This window comes from Chryseobacterium flavum, from assembly GCF_003385595.1.
Lineage (GTDB): Bacteria > Bacteroidota > Bacteroidia > Flavobacteriales > Weeksellaceae > Chryseobacterium > Chryseobacterium flavum.
In genome coordinates this window covers 262746-286383 of sequence record NZ_QNUE01000001.1, presented here as the reverse complement: position 1 = coordinate 286383, position 23638 = coordinate 262746, and the positions used below count along the sequence as shown (strand labels likewise).

Annotated in this window: 20 protein-coding genes; 16 read left to right on the top strand and 4 right to left on the bottom strand. The window is 37.1% G+C overall.

Annotated elements, in window-relative coordinates; translation table 11 throughout:
* Positions 1-9 precede the first annotated feature (9 nt).
* Complete coding sequence (locus DRF59_RS01250; protein ID WP_115956478.1) at positions 10-459, top strand: SRPBCC family protein; 450 nt, start codon at positions 10-12, stop codon at positions 457-459.
* A 10-nt stretch (positions 460-469) separates the two neighbouring features.
* Entirely contained in the window at positions 470-871 is a 402-nt protein-coding gene (locus DRF59_RS01245) for a glyoxalase (RefSeq protein WP_115956477.1), read from the top strand.
* A 57-nt stretch (positions 872-928) separates the two neighbouring features.
* Here the strand turns inward: DRF59_RS01245 and DRF59_RS01240 are convergent, their stop codons facing one another.
* The 3 genes from DRF59_RS01240 to DRF59_RS01230 all read right to left on the bottom strand — a co-directional run bounded on the left by DRF59_RS01240 (position 929) and on the right by DRF59_RS01230 (position 4689).
* On the bottom strand, positions 929-1873 hold the full coding sequence (locus DRF59_RS01240; protein ID WP_115956476.1) for an MBL fold metallo-hydrolase: 945 nt from the start codon (positions 1871-1873) through the stop codon (positions 929-931).
* Positions 1874-2089: 216 nt separating this feature from the next.
* Positions 2090-3544: a sigma 54-interacting transcriptional regulator gene (locus tag DRF59_RS01235; RefSeq protein WP_115956475.1), complete on the bottom strand. Its 1455-nt coding sequence runs from the start codon at positions 3542-3544 to the stop codon at positions 2090-2092.
* 2 nt (positions 3545-3546) lie between these two features.
* A complete protein-coding gene (locus tag DRF59_RS01230) occupies positions 3547-4689 on the bottom strand; it encodes a vWA domain-containing protein (RefSeq protein ID WP_115956474.1) in 1143 nt (380 codons plus the stop codon).
* A 673-nt stretch (positions 4690-5362) separates the two neighbouring features.
* On the opposite strand from DRF59_RS01230, the gene DRF59_RS01225 reads away from it, so the two are divergent.
* The 13 genes from DRF59_RS01225 (at position 5363) to DRF59_RS01165 (ending at position 21417) form a co-directional block, all read left to right on the top strand.
* Entirely contained in the window at positions 5363-5785 is a 423-nt protein-coding gene (locus DRF59_RS01225; RefSeq protein ID WP_115956473.1) for a transposase, read from the top strand.
* 55 nt (positions 5786-5840) lie between these two features.
* Positions 5841-6164, top strand: coding sequence for a helix-turn-helix domain-containing protein (locus tag DRF59_RS01220; RefSeq protein ID WP_115956648.1), 324 nt, complete (start codon positions 5841-5843; stop codon positions 6162-6164).
* Between the two features lie 772 nt (positions 6165-6936).
* On the top strand, positions 6937-7383 hold the full coding sequence (locus DRF59_RS01215; RefSeq protein ID WP_115956472.1) for a GNAT family N-acetyltransferase: 447 nt from the start codon (positions 6937-6939) through the stop codon (positions 7381-7383).
* A 169-nt stretch (positions 7384-7552) separates the two neighbouring features.
* On the top strand, positions 7553-9373 hold the full coding sequence (locus DRF59_RS01210; RefSeq protein ID WP_115956471.1) for a M61 family metallopeptidase: 1821 nt from the start codon (positions 7553-7555) through the stop codon (positions 9371-9373).
* Between the two features lie 348 nt (positions 9374-9721).
* Complete coding sequence (locus DRF59_RS01205; RefSeq protein ID WP_115956470.1) at positions 9722-11899, top strand: type VI secretion system Vgr family protein; 2178 nt, start codon at positions 9722-9724, stop codon at positions 11897-11899.
* Complete coding sequence (locus DRF59_RS01200) at positions 11899-12777, top strand: hypothetical protein (RefSeq protein WP_115956469.1); 879 nt, start codon at positions 11899-11901, stop codon at positions 12775-12777. The genes DRF59_RS01205 and DRF59_RS01200 overlap by 1 nt, the downstream gene beginning before the upstream one ends.
* Positions 12778-12781: 4 nt before the next feature.
* Positions 12782-14152, top strand: coding sequence for a PAAR-like protein (locus tag DRF59_RS01195; RefSeq protein WP_115956468.1), 1371 nt, complete (start codon positions 12782-12784; stop codon positions 14150-14152).
* Between the two features lie 28 nt (positions 14153-14180).
* A complete protein-coding gene (locus tag DRF59_RS01190) occupies positions 14181-14942 on the top strand; it encodes a PoNe immunity protein domain-containing protein (RefSeq protein WP_115956467.1) in 762 nt (253 codons plus the stop codon).
* Between the two features lie 419 nt (positions 14943-15361).
* Positions 15362-17086 (top strand): sensor histidine kinase, encoded by a 1725-nt coding sequence (locus DRF59_RS01185; protein WP_115956466.1) that lies wholly within the window; start codon positions 15362-15364, stop codon positions 17084-17086.
* The gene (locus DRF59_RS01180; protein WP_241505455.1) at positions 17073-17723 is read left to right on the top strand and encodes a response regulator transcription factor; all 651 of its coding nucleotides are present in this window, start codon (positions 17073-17075) and stop codon (positions 17721-17723) included. The genes DRF59_RS01185 and DRF59_RS01180 overlap by 14 nt, the downstream gene beginning before the upstream one ends.
* 669 nt (positions 17724-18392) lie before the next feature.
* Entirely contained in the window at positions 18393-18989 is a 597-nt protein-coding gene (locus DRF59_RS01175) for a Crp/Fnr family transcriptional regulator (RefSeq protein ID WP_115956464.1), read from the top strand.
* A gap of 215 nt (positions 18990-19204) precedes the next feature.
* Positions 19205-20152, top strand: coding sequence for an alpha/beta fold hydrolase (locus tag DRF59_RS01170; protein WP_115956463.1), 948 nt, complete (start codon positions 19205-19207; stop codon positions 20150-20152).
* A gap of 86 nt (positions 20153-20238) precedes the next feature.
* On the top strand, positions 20239-21417 hold the full coding sequence (locus tag DRF59_RS01165) for an ion channel (protein WP_115956462.1): 1179 nt from the start codon (positions 20239-20241) through the stop codon (positions 21415-21417).
* A 481-nt stretch (positions 21418-21898) separates the two neighbouring features.
* On the opposite strand, the gene DRF59_RS01160 is transcribed toward DRF59_RS01165, so the two are convergent.
* A complete protein-coding gene (locus tag DRF59_RS01160; RefSeq protein ID WP_115956461.1) occupies positions 21899-22288 on the bottom strand; it encodes a VOC family protein in 390 nt (129 codons plus the stop codon).
* Positions 22289-22434: 146 nt separating this feature from the next.
* Here DRF59_RS01160 and DRF59_RS01155 point away from each other — a divergent pair, with 146 nt between their 5' ends.
* Positions 22435-23625 (top strand): hypothetical protein, encoded by a 1191-nt coding sequence (locus DRF59_RS01155; RefSeq protein WP_115956460.1) that lies wholly within the window; start codon positions 22435-22437, stop codon positions 23623-23625.
* The last annotated feature ends 13 nt before the right edge of the window (positions 23626-23638 follow it).

Genomic DNA, 23638 nt, shown 5'->3' with positions numbered 1-23638 from the left:
TCAAACAAAATGAAAAATAACAGCGTTTCTTTACACAGAGTTATTCAGGCTGCGCCTGAGAAAGTTTTCCGGGCATTTTCAGATCCTGCCGCACATGCCACATGGCTTCCTCCCTATGGCTTTGTATGTACGGTACAACAAATGGATTTTAGAGTGGGAGGAGCATTTAAAATGACCTTTATAAATTTCAGTACCGGTAACGGACATTCATTTGGAGGGCAATATATTGAAATTAAACCCAACGAATTTCTTAAATATGCAGAAAAATTTGATAATCCGGCTTTACCCGGGGAAATGACCACTACGGTTTCATTGAATAAAGTGTCATGTGGTACGGAGATTAATATTGAACAGACCGGCATTCCGGATATGATTCCTGTTGAGATGTGTTATCTGGGCTGGCAGGAATCCCTGGATAAATTAAAGAGGCTTGTAGAGCCTGAAATCCCGGATGCTTAACTGAACAGTGATGTCTGAGCAGCAAAAAAAAATAGCTAAGTCCGGAATCTTTATAACATTTGCAGGAGACTGTAAAAAAGCGCTGGCTTTTTATAAATCCTGTTTGGGAGGAGAGCTTTTTTTAGACTTATTCACTTTGGCTCTGGACGGATATAAAGATAAACCGGTGGTGAGTGGCTCTCTTATTTCTGAAAGGATCACTATTTATGGATCTGATCTTGTTCCTCATGAAGGAAAAAGAACAGGTAATCACCTCGCTGTTTATTTTCCCTGTAAAAATCTTTCAGAAAGGACAGAACTTGCCAGGCAGCTGGTTACCGGAGAAAAAGGAGGCCCTATGAAGTATTTTGGGGAGGAAAAACTCCTTGAAATTACGGATATTTTTAATGTCCGGTGGATATTAAGTCTTTAATAATCAGATTGATATAAAAAAGATGAAGCTATAATGCTTCATCTTTTTTATTGATAGTTATGGTAAAATGATCTTTTTTCCCTGCTCAGGAAAAATATACTGTATTTTTAAAGGGTTGTTGTCCAGTAATTCTTTTTTTATGATTTCAGGATTATCTCCTGTAGGTTTCCTGTGAGTAACAACAACATGCAGGTTCTCCAGATTTTTCTGACCGGTTTTTTCTTTGAGCTTTTCTAATTCCTCCACCAGAAGATTAGGTGTAAGGTGGCCAAATAACTGTTTTTCAGGCTGGCTGTTTGGAAAAGAAACTTCTATTAATATTGTATGCAGTTGTTTTTTTCTGACCAGGGGAGCAATAGTAGTCCAGAGATTATTCAGCCGGTCAGAATTCTCTATCCGGTCTGCTCCTGTATCTCCTAAATACAATAAGTAATGCGTGTTATTTCTTACAAGTACAGCACTGCTTTTATAAGGGTTGACATGGCTCAGTTCATAGGCTGTTAAATAGAACGGGGTTTGAGATGCCGGTATTTCTTTCCCTTCCTGGAGTTCATTATAGTGGTATTTCCCAAGTATCGGTTTTTGGCCCTGATCTGCAAAATTGATCCAGGTATCATTGATAAAATAGTGGTTTTGCAAGATTTGAAGTACCGGAGACATGGCGTAAATGTCTTTTTTGGAATCAGCCGGAGAATTGATAATAAGACCGGCCAAATGATCCAGATGGCCATGAGATACAAAATACCCTTTGATCTGATCCCGCAGGACTGTTTCTGTTGTTCCGTGAAGACTTTTTAACTGAATGGCTTTTCGTATTCCGGTATTTACCGTACCTGCATCGAGACAAATAAAAGTACTGTCTTCCGGTGTCCCTACTAAATAAGAAGACAGATTATCTTCCTGCTCTCCGCCATATATACCCAAAGGAACAAGGCTGAAGTTTTGGGCCTGGCAGGTCATATGAACCAGGAATACAAATAAAGAAAGTGTTATTTTTTTCATGATGGAGTAAACTAAAAAGAGCTCCTTCGGGGAAGGATGAGCAAATTTACGTTATTTTTTAACGATTGTATCGTACTCTATCCTCAGAGATTTTTACTGAACAGGGAAATTCAATGATGAATTGATATAATATCTAAGGTTCTTTTTTTATTAAGGTAAGAATTTAAAACAAAAGCTACCGATTCCGATAGCTTTTTTATAACGTTTGAAAAAGTTTTAATCCCGTAGATACTGACGAATTCCTGCAGAGTCAAAAGTGAAAACAGACTGATTCTCAGATTTGTCTATTTTGTTACTGATGGTTAATGCCCATAATATAAGCTCTTTGCAAAAATTCTGATCTTCAGTGCTTAGTTCAGAAACATTTTCTTCAACAAGAGTAGCTAAAGGACCAATCTTATCAATCTTAGCATAAAATTCTTCATCAGTATCATTGTAGTTAAGTTCCAGATGGTTTTTATCAAACCACTTAATCAGATCGGTATAAGGTGTTTTTATTCCTTCTTTTTCCAGTTTGGAGATACGGGGGAACAGGCTTTCGAACTGTATCATTACTGCTTTGTCTATTAATATTTTTGCTACATAATCTGCGCCTTCCTGTTCTCCTTCATATACAAGTTCAATCTTCCCTGTTATGGATGGGATGATAGACATAAAATCGAGCAGGCGGACTGTGGTTTTTTCTGCGCCAGATTCAATCAGTCTCAATTTTGCGGCTGCAACCAAATTCTCCATGGCACTGATTGTAAGACGTGCGCTTACTCCGCTTTTAGCATCTACATACTCACTGTCCCGTGCTGCAAACGCTACTTCTTCCAAAAGATCTTTTGCCAGATCAGGAATCTGAATCTGGGATCTGTCTTCGGCTGAAATCATAGCTTCCTGTTCTGTGATTTGTTTTGCCAGTGCGATTGTTTTGGGATAATGGGTAAAAATCTGGGATCCGATCCGGTCTTTCAATGGAGTTACAATACTTCCACGATTGGTATAATCTTCCGGATTGGCAGTAAAGATAAACTGAATATCAAGAGGCATTCTCAGTTGGAATCCACGGATCTGAACATCTCCTTCCTGTAGAATATTGAACAGGGAAACCTGAATTCTGGCCTGCAGATCCGGAAGCTCGTTTAATACAAATATAGAACGATTGGCACGCGGAATCATTCCATAATGTAATACCCGTTCATCAGAGTAAGGAAGTTTAAGGGTGGCAGCTTTAATAGGGTCGATATCGCCGATCAGGTCAGCAATGTTAACATCGGGAGTGGCCAGTTTTTCAAAGAAACGATCCGATCGGTGTACCCAGGATATGGGTGTTTCATCACCTGATTCGGCAATGAGATCCCTGGCAAATTTAGAAATAGGATGAAACGGGCTGTCATTAATTTCGGAACCCTTTACAATTGGCATATATTCATCAAGAAGATTGACCATACTTCTTGCAATTCTGGTTTTAGCCTGTCCGCGCAGTCCTAAAAGATTGATGTGATGCCCGGCAAGAATAGCCTTTTTGAGCTGCGGAATAACAGTGTCTTCATATCCCCATAGCCCTTCAAATACCGGTTCTTTAGCTTTGATACGTGATATTAAATTAGCCCGGATCTCCTCAGTGATGGTTTTGTCTGTATAACCGGATTTTTTTAATTCTTTGAATGTAATATCGTTTTTCATTTTTATATTCTCTTTATTCTGTTCTTCTCATAATCTTCAAAAATCATTTGTCCTAAGCCTGAAAGTCCCGTCAGAAAAGCCTTTCCGTTGTTTTGGGCTGTGAATGCTTTTACAAACTGACGTAGATAAGGATCCTGTGCGATCATGAAGGTGGTAATCGGAATTTTTAATTTACGGGCTTGTGCTGCCCGGTTAAGGCATTGGGTTACGATCATTTCATCCAGGCCATAGCTGTTCATATAGAGTTCCCCATTGGGAAGCTTTATACAGCTTGGCTTTCCGTCTGTGATCATAAAAATCTGCTTGTTTGTATTTCTTTTTCTGCGCAGGATATCCATGGCAAGTTCTAAACCGGCAACCGTATTGGTATGGTAAGGGCCTACTTTCAGATATGGAAGGTCTTTGATCTTAACCGGCCAGGCTTCATTTCCGAAAACAATAATATCTATTGAGTCTTTCGGATATTTTCGTTTAATTAATTCCACCAGAGCCATTGCTACTTTTTTGGCAGGGGTAATACGGTCTTCACCATATAGAATCATGGAGTGGCTGATATCGATCATTAAAACGGTACTCATTTGTGCCTTGTGTCTGGTTTCTTCTACAATAAGATCATCCTCAGTCATGTGAAGGCCGGAAATTCCGTTATTAATCTGTGCATTTTTTAAACTTTCCGTCATATTGATGGTGGAGAGATCATCTCCATACTGATAGGAGCGGTTTTCACCATCCCGTTCATCACCGATTCCTGTTTTTGTAGTCCTGTGATTTCCTATGCCACTTTTCTTCAGTTTTCCAAAGATCTGGTCCAGTGCATATTCTCTTAGGGCAGCTTCCAGTTTTGGAGTCATGATATTTTTACCTTTCCCTTTTCCCGAACCGCCATCTTCCGGGTCTTTTTCTTCCCTGATGTATCCCCGCTTTTTCAAATCTTCTTCGAAATCCTGAAGGGTATATTCCTCATTAAAAATGTCATATTCCTTATCAAGCATATCCAGCCATTCAAAAGCTTCTTCAATATCGCCGGAAGTATGAGTAAGCAGATCTTTGAAAATATCAAAAACCCTGTCAAAATCTGATAAGTTTTCCGGTACATGCTTACTGAAGGTAATGCCATGATGAAAATTAAAATCTGTTTTTTTCATAAGATGAAAAATCTGTTTTTGATGTTGTAAGTACTCAAACTGAACAATCAATACTTAGCTGAATTAAGAATATCAATAATGTATAAGATACTCTTTTTTCAAACTGAAAAGTTAGTAAAATATCATATGGGAAAATGATATTAAAAATAGAAAATACTAATGGTTATGATATGGATTCAATATAAAAGCTAATCCGTAAGTAGTTTGTTGAGCAATAGACTTCTTGTTTTAAGTGTGATTTTTGTCATGTATTAACGAAAGTTAATCTGTAATTATTTTTTGATGTATTGCTTTTATTTTCTGTTTTTTTTTAATGATTATTAATTCATAATTTATTATATAGAAATTAGATTTAATAATAAATGTTTAAAAATATATCATATGCCCAAGAGTGGATATGTACAATGTAACTTATTGCATTAAAAGTTTTTAACGTATTTTATTTTTTATAATTTAAACTGAATTATCGTTATATATTTGCGCAAAAAATAAAAAACTATTTTGAATAGGTTGATTTAATTTTAATTGACTTTTTTTATAGTTTTTCACAAAAATGATAAAAAATAACATAAGAAGATGTGGAAAAAGAAAATTAATTTTTCCTGTGTGGTTTATATTGCTGCAGTTTACCAGAATTACTGTTATATGGATGGGTTTAATCTAATACATATTCATGGACTTTAAGAACATCCATATTGGTTCTATGATAAGCTTTAGAATTGCAGAGATTAATATGAATATAGAGCGGATCTGTAATTTTTTTGAATGTAGTGTAGGGGAAGTAGAGCAGGTCTTTAAACAGGAGAGCCTTTCTACAGATGTGCTCCTGAAATGGTGCAAACTTCTGAAATATGATTTTTTCAGAATCTATTCCCAACATCTTATTTTGTACTCGCCGCCGGTTGAAAAGATAATATCTGAAGATGGTTTCGGAACAAAATCTCCGATATTCCGTAAGAATATCTACACCAAAGAGGTAATTGATTTTATTTTAACCCAGATTAAAAAAGGGGAGATGACAAAGCGGGAAGTAATGGAAAGATACCGCATTCCTAAAACTACATTGTATAAATGGATTGCGAAGTATGGTAAATAAAACCGGCCTTCCCTCTGGTCTGACTGCAAATCTATTGATACTGGTTAAAAATGTAATGAAACAATATAAACAACCTGATTATAAAGCTATTTATTCAGATATTCTGACTAAAATGTATCCGGAAAGGAAAAAAGAATTTGAACTATTACTACAAAAACAGGAATTATCTGCTCTGGATATTATAGATATGAATGAAAAGATTTTCGGAAACAAGATATCCTCCCGGAAGAATCAGCAGTTAAAATCTTACAGTAAAGAAGATATTCTACAAATACTGGATTTTCAAAAAAAATACAACTTTAATAACAGTGACCTGGCCTCATATTTTAAGCTGAGTAGAAATACGGTTACGAAATGGAAAAAATTATATGGTCAGTAATAGCAGGAAAATAATTGTTTATAGGAATGTATCAAGAAAGCTGGTGCAAAAATAAAATCATTTTACTTATACCCAGTATAAGACTGACAACACAAATTGCTCCAAAAAGCGGGAATAAAATACTCATATGATATGGAAAAATATTCTTTACTGATATACTTAGCCGGACTTTGTTCAGCCGGTTTCTACTGGTTTTATTCCATAATAAAGGAAAGTAATAAACAGGAGTCAGGTATTATTATCTAAGATACTTTATGGTATTTATTTGCAAACCTGATTGGGGTTATATTGAGATGTTCCCTGGATTTCGATATTGTGTTGATGAATGTTTTTTTCAGTATCTATCATTTAATAATGATGCTTTTGCTTATTGAAATCAAGAAAAAAGAACAGAAAATTAAAAAACCTAAAAAAACAGTCCGGAAAAAATATAAAAAATATGACGAAGTCAACAGATGAAAACTTTTGCGTGAATAAAAGCTAAAGTATATTTGTTAAGGATGTAAATTAAAAAACAATTTTATATAGTCTAACAATTAGACTGTATCTTTTCTGCTGATTCAAAAGGTGTATAGACTATGTAAAAAAGCTAACTTACAGGAATAAGTTATATTTCTCACAAGACTGTTCGGGATGAACAGCCTTTTTTTATGGTCTTCTTTGCTGATTTACCTATCGTAATATTTTTTTAATAGAATTTATTTTATGCTAGTAAAGAATTACTAATTTTAACAGATTTATTTAATTATAGTGTGCATTAAGAATAAATAATATGAAAAATGTTGAAATAAACTCAGGAGAGTTTCTGATATCTACGGATAAAAGTAAACTGGATATTCATGCGATACACCAATTTTTATCCACCAAAGCATACTGGAGCCTGAATATTCCAGAAGAAAAGGTGCAGACAGCAATACAGAACTCTCTTTGTTTTGGAGTGTATTATGATCAAAAACAAATTGGGTTTGCAAGGATCATTTCAGACTTTTCTACCATTGCTTATTTAGGGGATGTTTATATTCTGGAAGAATTCAGGGGGCATGGACTTTCTAAACGGTTAATGGAAATGATTATGCAGCATCCTGATCTACAGGGGCTCAGAAGATGGATTCTGCTGACTGGTGATGCGCATGGACTATACCGCCAGTTTGGATGGACAGATATTGCTGATCCTTCCAAATGGATGGAGCTGCATGATAAAAACGTATACGTAAAATAAGAACAGAAATATTTTGATCTGATTCAAAAGCCTGTAAACCTGATCTTTTTGTATGATGATAATTTTCGGGGATATAGCTGGCGTACCAGAGGATAAAAGATAAATGTGAATTTGAATAACAATATTTTCAACAAAGCTATAAAGCAATCCAATCATTATACCGTACGATATGAAAAAAATACTGGGAATAGTATTGCTGATGATGTTTAGCATCAGTGTAAAATCACAGATTAAAATAGATTTTGAAATATCCTTTAAAGAACCACAGGCGCACTATGCAGAGGTGGACATGAATATAGGAGGCCTTGGAGGAAAAGATTATATTGATTTGAAAATGCCGGTGTGGGCCCCGGGATCCTATCTGGTCCGTGAGTTCAGTAAAAATGTAGAAGGCTTTACTGCGGCTGTTAACGGGAAGGCTGCCAAAGTTCAGAAAATAACCAAGAATACCTGGAGGGTTTTCAATGACGGAGCTGCCGCTGCAAAAATACACTACAGAATATATGCGTTTGAAGTTTCGGTCCGGTCTTCTTTTATTGATGATTCACATGCATTTCTTTCCCCGACAGGAGTTTTTATGTATCCTGACGGAATGATCATTACACCCACCACTGTAAAAATTTTACCTTTTGGAAAATGGGATAAAGTAAGTACAGGACTGGAACCGGTGGCAGGGCAGAAGTTTACCTATTATGCCCCGGATTTTGATATTCTTTTTGACAGTCCTATTGAAGTGGGAAATCAGGATGTTTTTGAATTTAAGGCATTAGGAATACGGCATGAAGTAGCAATGTATGGCGGTGGGAATTATGATAAAGAAAGACTGAAGGCAGATATGGCAAAAGTGGTGGAACAAAGTGCCGGTATCTTTGCTGATAATCCCAATAAGCATTATACATTTATCGTTCACAATAATTCTTTGCCTGGAGGAAGCGGGCTGGAGCATTTAAACTCAACCGTTCTGGCAGCAGGTAGAAATGCCTATAATACAGAAAAAGGATACAAAATATTTCACAGTCTGGTTGCTCATGAATATTTCCACTTATGGAACGCAAAAAGATTGCGTCCCGTAGCACTCGGACCGTTTGATTATGATAAGGAAAATTACACAACCAATCTTTGGACAGCAGAAGGCTTTACCTCTTATTATGAGAACAAAATATTACTCAGAGCCGGAATTATTGATCAGGCTGTTTTTTTAAAAGACCTGATCAGAGATCTTGAAAATGTGATCAATACACCCGGTACAAAAGTACAGTCTGCCTCTTCATCGAGCTTTGATGCCTGGATAATTGAATACAGGCCTAATGAAAATTCCAGGAACAGTTCTGTTTCTTATTATAGCAAAGGAGAAATTATCGGTTTGCTGATGGATCTGGAAATTGCCAATGCTACCAACGGAGCTAAAAGCCTGGACGACGTGATGAAAGCAATGTACCAACAGGGCAATGCTCAAAAGCGTGGCTACACTGATGCTGAATTCAAAGCAATGGTAGAGAAAATAAGTGGTATTGATTTTACGGTATTCTGGAAAAAATATATTGACGGAACTGATGATATTGATTTCGAAAAATACTTTTCCTACGCCGGCATACAGGCGGATAAAGAGATTGCCTCCCCCGGAAAGCCTTATACAGGAGCTTTAGTAAAAGCAGAAAATACCGTAAAGGTCAGCAGTGTTTTAAAAGATTCACCGGCATGGATGCATGGTTTAAATGTACATGATGAAATACTTGCTCTGGACGGTTCAGAAATTACAAGGGAGATGAGCAATATAAAATCGGGGTCTATTGTAGCCCTGGAAACCTTACCAGTCTTTGCAAAAAAGAATATCGGTGATGAGGTAATTATCAGTATAAAAAGAGATGGCCTGGAAAAGAAAATCTCCTTTATCCTGAAAGAGAACCCTAAAATACATATTAAGGCTGACTATATTGATAATCCCGGTTTAAAGCAGCTGAATGTCCGGAAAAGATGGATGGGAATCTGATAGTGAAACTGAAAATCTTCACATAAATTATAAACTGACAGCTCAGAGAAGGCAGCCGGAATTCATAATTTTATGAGCAGTCCCTGTTAAATCGTAGAATTACGACACTTTTCGAAATAACTCCTAATTCATTTGTACGTGAATTTTTTAGGTAATATATTGCATTACCAAATCAGTAAAAAGTATGAAAAGAGGTCCAAACCATTGCTTATCAGATCAAGTGGAAGAGTTTCAGTATAATAACTCTTCCGGAATTCTGTCCGGTCAACTATTATAGGCTGTTTCAGAACTTAAAGTTACCTGAAAGTATTCTTCAAATCCAAATCAACAACTGAAAAAAACTTTGTCATGTTTCAAGAAGGAAAAGATATTCCCACACAGAAAATTGTCTCAGACAAAACAGATATTACAGATAAAATTCAGGATATTGTCCACATTCCTGACTCCGAAAATACGGTATCAAAGCATAAAAAAGCAGCAGATACCGGAAGAAGATTTCTGAACCAGCCGCTGCTTCCCAATGATCCGGCGGTTGTTCCGGATAAAGTATGGTCAAAACAGCCTACCTCAAAGATATTTAATGCAAAAGGCATCCCTGAAAATTTTATAGCCGGAATAAACAGGGTTGTGCGTCTGGATATTTTTGTAGAAGGTGAACCTATTAAATTTTTTAAACATTTTAAGCTTACCCAAAGTGCAGTAAAACATCATGAGTTTGATCTTATTCTGGCCCATGATGCCCTGGGAAATACAGAAAACCACAATCTTGAAGGAGCACAGAAGCTTCTTGGCAAGCGGATTACCATAGTATTTAAATATAAAGATGTGGTGAGCAGCCCGGAAAGAAATTTTATTGGTGTTATTACAGAGGTTGGCTTCAGTCAGGAAAAAGGCAGCCTTGGAAATCTTGTACTGAAAGGATATAGCCCCACTATCCTCCTGGATGCAGCGCCACATATCCAAAGCTTTGGCGGAGGACAGCCTATCAGTCTTAATAGTATTGCCCACCATGTTATCAGGGAAGGGCTGGGAGAAGGAAAATATGACTTTAGGGTTGATGCCCGTTACGGAAATGTTTCTTACAGCTCTCAGTATGAGGAGACTCATTACAATTATCTTGCAAGGCTGGCTGAGGCATATGGAGAACAGTTTTTCTATGATGGGGAAGTATTGCACTTCGGACAGTTACCGCCACAGGAGCAGCCTGTTAAACTAACCTATGGCAGTAACCTGAGTGACATTAAAATAAAAATGAGGGCACAGCATGTTAATCCTACTTTCTATGGATATAACAGCAGTAAAAATGAAAAATTTACAGGAGGAAGCTCAAAGATCAGCCATACCTCAGATATTGCAAGACGTGCTTATGAAATATCAGAAAAAACCTTTTCTACCCCTTCCTTAAGGGTTGCGCCCATAAAGGCTTCTTCTTTTATGGATATTGATGCCTCACAGAAAGGAACTGCGGGAAGTAAGGCTTCTGAAGTATTTGTTACCTCGGGGTCTACCACCGTACCATTCCTGTATCCGGGATGTATTGCAGATGTTGAAATGCGTAAGGCGGATAGTAATGATACTTCTTACTTTACAAAATTAATGCTGATAGCAGTAACCCACGAAGTAGATGCCAGAGGCTATTATGACGGTTATTTTGAAGCCATTGCTTCAGATACCGGATTTATCCCGAGACCGGAATTCACGGTTCCGATTGCTGAGCCTCAGTTTGGTAAAGTGATCTCAAATACCGATCCACTGAATCAGGGTCGTGTTCAGGTTCAGCTTGACTGGCAAAAAGGACAGGATACTACGGAATTTATAAGAGTGATGTCCCCTGATGCCGGAAGCAGTGAAAAGGTGGGTAAAAACCGTGGCTTTATGTCGGTTCCCGAAGTGGGGGATCAGGTCATTGTAAACTTTGTACATCTTCATCCTGACCGGCCTTTTGTCATGGGCGGAATGTATCATGGCGGGATCAGTGCAGGAGGAGGAGCAGGAAATAATATTATGAGCTTCAGCGGAAGAAGCGGTGCCGAACTGAAATATGATAACGGGAGTGGTTCTGTCAGTCTGAAAGATCAGGGAGGAGCGAATATGGTATTTGACGGAGCCGGTAATGCAACCACCAATACCAATGTGAACCATACCACAAACGCCGGAAGCAATCATATGGTCAATGCCGGTGCTGCCAGTACCATTAATGCGGGGAGCAGCAGTACCATTAATGTGGGAGGAGAGAAAGGCGCACCGCCTCAGTCTCTGCTGCAGATGGATGCCGGAGGAAATATTATTCTGGAAGGAAAAACCAGTATTGTTTTCAAAGTAGGAAACAATACCATTACGATTTCCCCTGAAGGAATCATAACGACTGTAAGCGAAGGAAAAGTGGAAACCATTGCATCAGCAGGGCCGGTAACCATAAAAAGCAGCTCGGCAGAAGTAGGAATTGACGGATCTACAAAGGTAAATGTCTCCGGAGGAGATATGGTGTTTATATCAGGAAATGAAGTTGAAATAAATCAGTCATAATGGATAAAGTAGTTTTAAATATTCCGGTAATGTCTCCTCAGTTATACCGTATCTCTACTGCAATGCAGATTCATCTGGGGACCTATACCGTTAAAATGGTTGAAGATATTGATGTGGAATTCAGCTATCTGCTCAATGCCAACAAAGATATTGTGGTAAAAATGGAAGTTAAAGAAGTCTCTTTTGAAAGCTCCCATCCTGATTTTTTTACATTTACCAACCTGGTCAATTCATTGTTAAACCAAATTCTGGTATTGCCTGATCATGAGGGAAGAGCTATTGATGTGGAAATTCCTGACCTGGATGGAAAATTAAGGGAACTGGGAAAAAGACTGCAGAATAATTATCAGGATAATGAGCTTGTAAAGCAGACCGCAGAACATATTCATCATTTTGTCAATAACCGGGAAAAACTGGTTAAGCAGCTTAACAGCACTGGTTTTCAACAAATGTTCTTTGCCGGATATTATAAAGATTTTTCCTCTGAAATAAAAGAAGAACAGGTATTTGAAACCTTGATTATGGGGCTGGATCTGTTCATAAAGAAAAAATGGGAGGCGGTTGTAATCCCGGATACCCGGGCTATATTGGTAAAGGTCAAAGGAGAAGTGGACGAAGATAAATTTGACAGGAAGAGCTATGTAAGAAATTTAAAGGAACTGGTTAATCAATACGATCTTAAAATTGATTATTCATTTGATCATGAAGAATCTTACTTATTTGATGAACATCATATTCTTCAGGAAGCGGAAACGTATATGTCATTTATAGAATCACCTATTTATAGCTATACCGTAGCAAGATCTTTGAAAAATAAATCTCCGGAGAACCATTTTTCTCTTGCCCTGGATACCCTGAATACCACTGTAAAAGAATAGCATCATGGCCAAGAAATATATACCGGATAACAGTTGGCTTAAATGTGATAAAGGATCTGTGCCGGTTAAACTTAAAGTGACCCACCATAACAATTCAAAGATATATGGAGAATATCTGGCGAATGAAATGGATATGATTCCGGGGGAGAATATTCCTCCGCTGGGAACCTGTTCTATTGCAGGAGGTCCGTGCAAATTTGCACCGATCTATTGGGATAAGTGTAATGAAGGAGTAAAGCTGAATGGTTATAAACTTGTTTTTGAAGATGCGAACCTGCTTTGTCAGCAGGGAGGAAAAATAAGTGTTGATTTCAATGCTCCGTCTTCCAGTTCCGGATTTTGGTTTTCTTATGGCAGTGTTGCATTGGCAGGCCAGTGGATGGATTATAACGGCGTTCTTGATTATAACCAGAGAGGGGTTATTTATGATGTGGAAAAAGGTAAGCTTGCATTAACCACAGACACCGGATCTCAGCATAGAAAAGGGAATTATGGAGAAATGAAAGATCAGGTGTATTATAGAGAGCAGGGTTGGAGAGATATACGGAAAGAATCTCCCAATATGGATATAGACAAGCCTACTGCATCAGGGATTGACGGAGCTTATGAAAAAGGAGGGGTATACAGGGAAACAGATGCAAAATATGATCAGGCTAAGCTGAAAACAAATAAAGGAAGTGGAAACAGGGAGCTCGATGTAAAATGGACGAATGATCATATAGATAATGGAGCTATTACAAGTGCCGAAGATGCCAGAAGGATGAGAAGGGCAAATAACAACGGGTCTTTGGAACGAGCTGTTACCCATATAGATACGGAAGGGAATATGCGGAATATTCCTGTAAATGATGATGGCTATAGAAAAGGAGCGGGAGCTATTACTGATATCGAAATGAAACCTCCCTCAAAAGCTTCCCAGTTTATTCAGGGTACCCGGTCATCACTTCGTAATTCCAAACCGGTACAGGCTTTGGCTAACTCAAATTTTTCTGCTGCGGTACAGTCAAGTAAAGGTGCAACAAAGGCTAATGATGCATTATGGAAAGCTACTCAGGCTGTAGAATCCAGTCCGGCCCTTAAAACAACAGGAAAAGTATTGGGAAGAGGAGCTGTAGTAGTGGGAGTGGTGCTGGATGCTGCAAGTATTTATTCTGCCTATCAGGAAGAAGGTGGTTTTGGAGATAAAACCCAGCAGGCAACAGGATCGGCAGTAGGTGGAATGGCCGGAGGATGGGCCGGAGCAGAAATCGGTGCCGTTATCGGGACAGCGATCTGTCCGGGAATAGGAACTGTGGTAGGGGGAGTAGTAGGCGGAATTGTGGGTGGATTGATAGGAAGTGGCGCAGGATCTAAGATCGTAGATTGGTTATTTTAATTTAAATTAGCAGTAATAAAAATTAATTATGGGATTTTTTAGTAAAATATTTGGCGAGGATAAAGAAAACAACAGTTCTCAAAAAATAAGATCACAATATAAAGACAGAAAATATTTCACAAAGGAAATAGAAAGAATTGACCTCTGGATGAAAGATGATGAAGAAGATTTTCAGGCCTATAAACAAAAAAACGGAAAACTGGAAAACCATCATTATATTGAAGCCTGTACGATCAGACTTCAAAAGATCCAGGATATATATTCAAAAGGAGAGGATGTAGAAAAGATATCACCTGTTCTTGATGAAGCTTTAAGCTTTCTTTTTCAGGCTGATCCGGCAGAGTTTAAGGATAATTCCCTGTTTCTTAAATGCTGTTCTTTACTATTGCTTTTAAATAAGCTTGAGGATCACAAAACTCAAATACAAAATTTCATCGGTGCCTGGGAGAATAGTAGTACGGATCCGGAATTTAAACCGATTCCGGCTATCTATTTCATTGCCGGCATTGAAAATAAAGCGGTAAGTACCAATGATTATAAACCATTTGTTTTACTAAACAATATCATCAATCTTTCTGTACAGGAAGCGGAAACGGCTGTAAAAAAATATCTTGAAGACTGGTACAGTCTGTATAAAGAGGAAGCCTGGTATAATTCGCATCTGAGAGACTGGGGATACAGCGGATACTGGGCCTGGGAAGCAGGTGCTGTTGTAAAAAGAAAGGGATTGGATGACAGTGGCTTTAAAGATAATCCTTATTATCCGTATGATATGGTACATTGGAAATAATATGTACAATAAAAAACCGGCTGTAACAATACTGGAAACCTGCATAACAGCAGGTTTTTATTTTTTTACAATATCATCAGAATAGCCCGTGGAATGTGGTAGACTGTCCTTCCGGTAAGGCTTCGAAAAAAAATAAATAAAATCCTTCATATTTTGTGAGGAACTAAATTTTTTATATCCAATTAAAAAAATACATTTATGTTAACAAAATCTTAAAATTTTATTTGTAATTTAGTATAGAGAAGAATTAAAATATTCGTTTTGGTCTGTTATCCACTATTTTAGGAAGATAAAAATTACTTTAACTTTGCAGATTGGATAATATTTTGCAGTTACTGATTTTTTTGGTACTATTTTTATTGTTTAAACTGATACCACATGAGCTTGAGTAATCGCGGATTAAATTGTGATAAATAAATATGGAATATAAATTCTTAAATTTTAAATGGAGAAAAGTTGTCCATTATTCACTGATCTTTTGTATTCTGTTGATACAGGTGATTATAGCAACCTTTTTTTATACTGAATTTGTTAATGCAAAGAAGTTAAAGTTCATTAAAGATCAATTGGAAGAAAGCAGGGCTCTTGGTGGGCTGACTGATAATTCCAGAAAAGATTTTATGGATGCGCAGGAATTTCTTCAGAAATATATGGTTACTCAGGATGATAAAGATTTGCAGCTGTATTTTCAGTCACTCAAAAAGCTTAAGAGTAATTTTGATAAAATAGGGGAGTATGAAAAAACGAGTCCAAGGCTGAAAACTAACCTGGAGCGGCGCAGAAAAGATACCCTGAAAATTATCAAGTTTAAAACATTAATAGACTCTGTTTACCAGACTTCTCTGAACCCTCCCGCAAAAATTGATGAAAAACCTTATGAGCCGGAAAAGTATAAGAATGATTTTGAAAATCTGAATATACAAACCAGAACATATGCTGATACCATCAAAAAGAAAGGCTTTATGGGACGGTTAAAAGATGCGATTACAAATAAAGTGAATGTACAGAAAGAAAGCACCGTTGTTACCTTGAGCAATAACAGGACCTTTGATCTTTCGCAGGTAAAATCTGAAATGAACAACGCCATGAAATCCATGGATAAGCATTATACTGCTGAAATCAAGAAAGTGCAGTTAACCGCAGCCAAATCCCAGCGTGATAACCTGCAGTTTTACAGTAATTTTAACAAGCTGCTTGTATATAGTAACGGATTGATAGAAGTATATGAAAATGCCATTAATGACTTCAGGGCACAACTGGAAAAAGAATATAACGAGCAAAGTTCAAATAATAATAAGATCAGGACCAAAATGGTTCTTGGGCTGATGATCCTGATGTTCATTGTTTCCATTCTGATCATGTATCTTACAAGGCTGGCTTTTATCTATGAAAGGCAGCTTAATGCGGCAAATGAGGAAATTAAAAAGAACCTGAACTTCAAAAACAGGATTCTGGGAATGCTGAGCCATGACCTGAGATCTCCGCTGAAGATCATTAATATCTTTATTGATAAGATCCGCAGAACAACCACTGATGACGGGATCAAGGATTACCTGCAATCTATAAAATTTACCAACAGTACCTTGCTGATGCAGTCTAATCAGATTTTGGAATACACTAAAAATCAGGAGGCCGATAAAAAAATGGTGAATAAGGTTTTTAACCTTAAGGATGAGCTTAATTCTATTGCCAAAATCATTACGCCTTATATAGAAACAAGGAATAATAAGTTTGTAGTAACAGACAGAATACCGGAGGGTATCATGGTTTTTGCGGATAATATAAAGATTAACCAGGTATTTATGAATATTCTGGGAAATGCCAATAAATTTACTGAAAACGGGCAGATAGACCTTATTATGGCTACAGAACCGGTAGACGAAAAAATAATTTCCCTCATCACTACAGTGGCAGATACAGGTGTAGGAATATCAGAATCTGATGTGGCAAAAATTTTTGAACCCTATTATCAGGGAGTGCTGTCTGACGAGATCGATAACCTGGGAGCAGGTCTGGGATTAAATTTATGCAAAGAAATTGTGGAACTTTTTAACGGTGAGATTTCTGCTGAAAGCAAACTGCATAAAGGAACAAAAATAACATTCAGGATCAATTTAAATATTTATGAAAATGGAACAAATTGAAAACAGAAAAATTACATTCCTGCTGGCTGATGATCACAGTATTGTACGGCAGGGGATGGAAATTACGATTAGTGATATTGTTCCGGACGCTATATTTTATCACACTTCATCTTTACAAAAGGTGATAGAGCTGGTAGAAACCAAAGGAATAGAAATTGCGGTCATGGATGCCCATTTTCCGGATGGGAACAGTCTGCACATTATAGCGGATATGAAAAAGGCAAACCCCGATATCAGGATATTAATATTTTCCGGATTGGAGGAAGAAGTGCATGCACTTAAATTTTTCAAAGCAGGAGCCAATGGATATCTTAGTAAATTAAGTGAAGAAGAAGAAGTAAGAGAGGCCCTGCTTCACTTTATACAGAAGGGAGAGTTTTATTCTGAAATTTCCCGGAACCTTCTGGTACAGTTAATTGCCAACCCGGATCTTATAAACCCCCTGAGCCGTTTAACCAAAAGGGAATTGCAGATTGCAGAAATGTATGCAGACGGGCTTGGAAACCTGGAAATTTCAAATAGCCTTGACATCAAGCAAAATACAGTAAGTACCATTAAGAAAAATATTTTTGAGAAATTGAAAATTGAAAATATTGTGGAACTGATTGATCTGATCAAGACCCATCATAAAATCTAAAGCATCATCATCCGTTCTGGTTCATCATATTAAATATAGATAAATATCTATACCTGTCTAGAGGGCTATCTATGGTAAATATAGTTGACTTTATCCTCTGATGTTGTTACTTTGTAGTATAAAATTCAACAAGCGAAAAAAGTATGTTTTTTGAGTTTTTACACAAATGAGAAAACAACACAAATGATAAAAGCGATATTATACATAATAAACTATAGTTATATACAAAGCACAGGTGATGAGATAGAATTAGAAAATGATGATGGCCTTATATTAACTTCTTGAAACCCAAAAAAACACAAATATATATAGAGAAGTTAATTTTGTTCCTTTAAGGCTATGATACCCGAAAAAACTGGAGGCGAGAGCCTCCTTTTTTTATTCCTATAGTATTGATGATTTTTACTGCATATGGGAAATCTTCTTTAAAAAAATTATATTAATTAAGGAAACTATGTGCAGAAATATATGGTTTGTTTTCTCTGTACCTATCACCCATTGATCTATATTGACAACATATATACAATATATGTAATTTGTTATAAAATAGTGAATTATGTGGTACGTGTTAACTTTAAATGCTCCTGATATGGCCTGGTATTTGTATTTCAAATGAAGCCAATACTAAGATGTTCATCCATTCAACAATAACCAAATATTGATATAAATATGATAATCGATGAAAATCTTTTGCTCGAAAATGGAGCTGCGTACGAAGACTACACCGCAAAGGAAACGATCTATCACATTGGGGATACTCCTCATTATTATTTCCAGATCATCCGCGGTACTGTAGAGCTGAACAATTACCATGAAGATGGTAAAGAATTTACCCTGAATATTCTTTCTGAGGGGCAGAGTATAGGAGAGTCACTGCTTTTTGGTGATAAAACCTATCCCATGAATGCTGTTGCAAAAACAGATTGCCGTTTATTAAAATTGTCGAAATCCAATTTTTTACAGCTGCTCCGGGATAATCAGGAAACTGTATTTGATCTGTTCCGTCACCTGTCTGACAGGTTATTTTATAAGTATGTCATGCTTTTCAATAATTCTGCGGTAGATCCCGCCTCAAAGATCAGGTCTTTGATGGATTATTATAAGGAATCTTCTCCGGTGACCAAGCAGTTTGGATATCATATTCCGCTGACCCGCCAGCAGATTGCCAATTTAACGGGATTGCGTGTTGAAACGGTGATACGTGCTGTAAAAAAAATGGAACAGGAAAATATGGTGCAGATCAGAGAACGTCAGATTTATTACTAAACCCTGTTTAAAAGCAGAGAACATTTATTTTAAGAAATAGCAGATAAAGCAGTGCAGTTTTGTACTGCTTTATCTGTTTTAAGAAAAACAGGAGCTGAATCACTTTTCGCAATGTCCGGTTTACAGCTGAAGATGTCCGGTTCGGAAGGTTTCCGGAAGGTCCGTTTATTTTTGTGTTCTATGTTTGCACCATAATCTTACAAAAATAAACAACAATGAAAACAATCAGAAAATTCTCAGTAGCAAGTCTGTTATTCTTAAGTCTTTTTACCGTAGTGACGGTGTCCTGCAGTGAAGAAAGTGAACCTCCCACGGCTCAGGAGATACAAAACAATGACCACCAGAACGCCAAAACCCAATTTATAAATGTAAAAGGAAATTCATTTGCCTATCGTATTTTGGGAAAAGAAGGAGGAATTCCTTTGGTAATGCTGCCTGGTCTGGGCGGATCAATGGATGACTGGGATCCCGCGATTACCGATGGCCTGGCCCAAAAGTACAAGGTTATTATCTTTGATAACAGGGGAGTGGCCTCTTCAAAAGGAACAACTCCGAATTCCATTCAGGAAATGGCAGACGATGCCGTTGATTTTATACAGGCCCTGAACCTGAATAAGGTGAATATTATGGGTTTTTCAATGGGAGGATTTGTAGCACAGAGAGTAGTGCTTACCCACCCGACACTGATTAATAAAGTGATCTTAACCGGGACAGGCCCGAAAGGAGCAATTGGATTATCCGATCTGCCGGGTATTATTGCAGGAACAGCCGGATTAAGTCCGGAAGAATCTTTCCTGAAATTCGGGTTTACCCAGTCTGCAGAAAGTATCGCAGCAGGAAAAGCCGCCTATACAAGAATTCAGCGCCGTACCACAGACAGGGATCTGCCGTTAACCGATGCCAGCTCAGGCACACAGCTGACCGCCGTTTTAAATTGGGCCCAACCCGATGCCAATGCATTGACAGAGCTGAAGAATATTAAGAATCCCGTTCTTATTGTTCACGGTGAAAATGACTTGCCGGTATCTGTGCAGAATGCTAAAAATATGGCTCAGAATCTGGAGCATGCAGAACTGCTCATCTTCCCCGATTCAGGACACGCCTCTTTCTTTCAAAATCATGAAAAGTTTGTAGCCAAGACAACCGAGTTTTTAGGAAAATAAACTCATACTTTCCCAAAAAGGGATGAATGAATTATTCCTTATGAATTGAATTTTGTAGATTTAGATCTAAAACTATAACTATAACCATGAGAATATATGATTTTTACAAGTCTAAATTAAAGCAGCATAAATCATTTGATAAAGATGTAAATATTTCTGACTTCTGGTTTGAAAAGGGAGTAAATGAAGCTTCAGATATTTTCTTTAATAATGGGGAACCTGACCTTTTTGGATTAGCGGTTCGTTGGGAGTCAGATTTTGGAAAAGTCTGCAGGCAAAAAGTAAAAGATTATTTACTACTTAAGAGTAGTAAAAGGTATGAAAGAAAATATGAAGGTTTTGCTCCTTTTGAATATACGGACATAGACTTTACAGATTTTACATTTGAATATAAAGGAGTGCATTATAATCTTGAATCTTTTGCGAAAAGTTTTTCTACCTCTCAAATTTCCGGTCTGGCTGATTTGAGAGGTATTGACTTACAAGGGATACAGCTGGATTCCTGCATTATTGTAAATTGTATGTTTGCTTATGCTGACTTTAAAGACAGTCATTTTCAGCAATTACAATGGAAAAATACCACTTTTACAAATTCAGATTTTACAAATGCCCGGTTTTATTCTGTTAGAATGGATGAGCATTCTTCAATTAATGGAGTAAATTTTACTAATGCTTTTGTCAATGCTATTGATTTTAATGATAAAAACCTGGGTGATAATCCCATAAAGTTTAATAAAATTTCTTATTGGGAACTGCTTAAATTAAGTATGATCAATTTATTTAGGCCCGTGAAGGATCCTGAGATAAGAAAGCATACTCTTTTTCAGACAAATTCCATTACTGGGATCAATAATTCTGAGCTAATTCCATTAGCTTATTATATAAAATGGTTTCAGCATGTGTACAGAATGGTTCATAGATATGAGGCCTTACCTTTTAAGATACGACTGCAGTTTTTTTTTGAAGTTCTTTTTACAAAATACTGGCAGTCATTTAGTGTACTTGGGGTCGTCAGTTTAATAATAAATCTGATTTTTTCTGGGGTTTATTATTTTTTTGGAAATGATTTTATTTTCTCTAAAGAGTATACTTTTTTTGATTGTTTCTATTACAGTATTGTTACGTTCACAACATTGGGGTATGGTGATATACATCCGGTGGGTGATTTTGGCCAGGCATTAGTTATTTTGGAAGTATTGCTGGGATATGTAACATTAGGTTTATTCATTTATTTACTAAGTAAAAAAATTGAGGCTAAGTTTTGAATTATTGTTAGAGTTACTGCATGAATTGATATTAAAATCAAAAAATTATTTTAAGTATAACTATAATCAGTATTGTAATATTCCTGAGTACTTTCTGTAAAATCATGAATACATTGGCCTTCTGAAAGAGCAGGTTGAAATGTTACAATCAGAATTGGAAAAATTAAAGGAAAAAGCAGAAATTTCCTGATAAAATATTCCGGTCCAAAAATAAAACCCTCCCATTAAGGAGGGTTAAATTTTGCACTGCTACCAGCACAACTAATTATGGTAATACAAAAATACGTACCACATTTCCAGATATTTTATGATTCACAGCATAAAAAGTAAAATAATTTTAAAAATAATTTAAATCCTGCTTTTTTATTTCTTACTGATCGGCGGGTCTGCATTTTGAAGTTCTCCTGCAGGTCAATGAATTATTAAATGACCTTAACCATTTGATGATCAGTACAATATGGCGGAGTGTTATTTATCCGGATTAACTGAATTTCTTTATTGCCTCGGGCGTTACAGGAGTAAAAAAATTAATCAGGTTTCCATCAGGATCGCAGAACAGAAGAGAACGGTTACCCCACGGCATCGTTGTAGGCTTCTGCATAATATCATGGGTTAGTGTTTTTATTTTTTCGTATTCTACATTCGTGACCATAAATTCTATAATACTGTTTTTATATCCTGATATTTCGGTAAGCCCTTCACCGAAAAGCTTCATGGTGCGGGTACTTCCGATGGCGAGTGTAATTGTTCCGGTGGAAAGTTCGGCAAAATCTTCCGTATACCATTGCGCCTTTAATCCGGTTATTTTTTCATAAAATTCAACAGATTTTTGAATGTTTTTTGTGATAATTCTTAATGATGTTAATTTCATAATGTCTTATTGAGGTTTAATACTATATGCAAAACTAGGAGCATTGGGTGACAACAGCTTGTCAGGACAGATCCGAATTTTTATATTTTATAAATGGTTTTCATATTTTTTTTTAGCTAAATTTGATAATATTAAAATGTTAATCTATGAAAATCAGATTATTAACTATTTTTCTGCTTGTCCTGGGCCATACTGCTTACTGCTGCAGTATGTTTAAAATGACCCATAAAGGCAAAACCATTGTAGGAAACAATGAAGATTGGGTAAGCCCGAATGCTGAAATCTGGTTTGAACCTAAAATGCAGAACAGCTACGGAGTTGCTTATGTGGGATTCATTAACCGGTTTCCACAGGGCGCAATGAATGAGGCAGGGTTGGTTTTTGACGGTTTTGCCACACCGGAAATGCCTGTGGCCAAACAGGCGGGTAAGATTGAAATGCCTGTGAAAGAAATTGTTCGGCAGGTAATGAGTCATTTCCACACTGTGCATCAGGTGAAAGATTACCTGTCTACCATTGATATGAGTTTCCTGACTTCGAGTGTGATGATGTTTGTGGATAAAACGGGCGAATATCTGCTGGTAGAAGGCGGTGCACTCACCCTCGGGAAGCAGGAATACTATATCCAGTCCAATTTTAACCCTACTAAAAGTACTGTGGAAGAAGACAGGAAAAAACTGGATTATTATATGAAAGGAATCAGCTTTCTTGCTTCTAACCAGCCAACCGGAACAGCAGCTTTCTGTTCTTCGGTGATGGATCAGATGCACGTAAAAGACACTCAGTATACCAATATTTATGACCTGAATAAAGGAACTATACAACTGTTCCTGCACCATGATTTCGGTCATTCCGTGGAAATTAATCTGAAAGATGAGCTGAAGAAAGGGGCGCATTCCTATATGATGGCAGAGCTGTTTCCGGAATCTGCCGAAGGGGTAGCATTTTATAAAAAATATAATAATCCCAATGATCCGGCAGGATATATCAGGGAACTCTGGACAAAAGGAACGGCTGGTAAATCCAGGGACGAAATTGAAAAATACAGGTCTGCTTCCGGGCTGGTATGGCTCAGTAATTATATAGGATATGAATGGATGCGCGATAAAAAGCAGGTAAACGGAGCTATAAAGATCTTCACTTTCGCTACGGAAATGTACCCCGGAGATGCCAATTTGTTCGACAGTCTCGGAGAAGCATACTGGGTAGCCAAAGATTATAATGCCGCTATTCTCAATTACGGTAAATCTTTATCTCTGAACCCAAAAAATCTGAATGCGATCGATATGCTTGTCAAAATTAGGCAGGCTATGGAAAAAGAGGGAGGTAAAAACTAAATGCAGCTCCGGA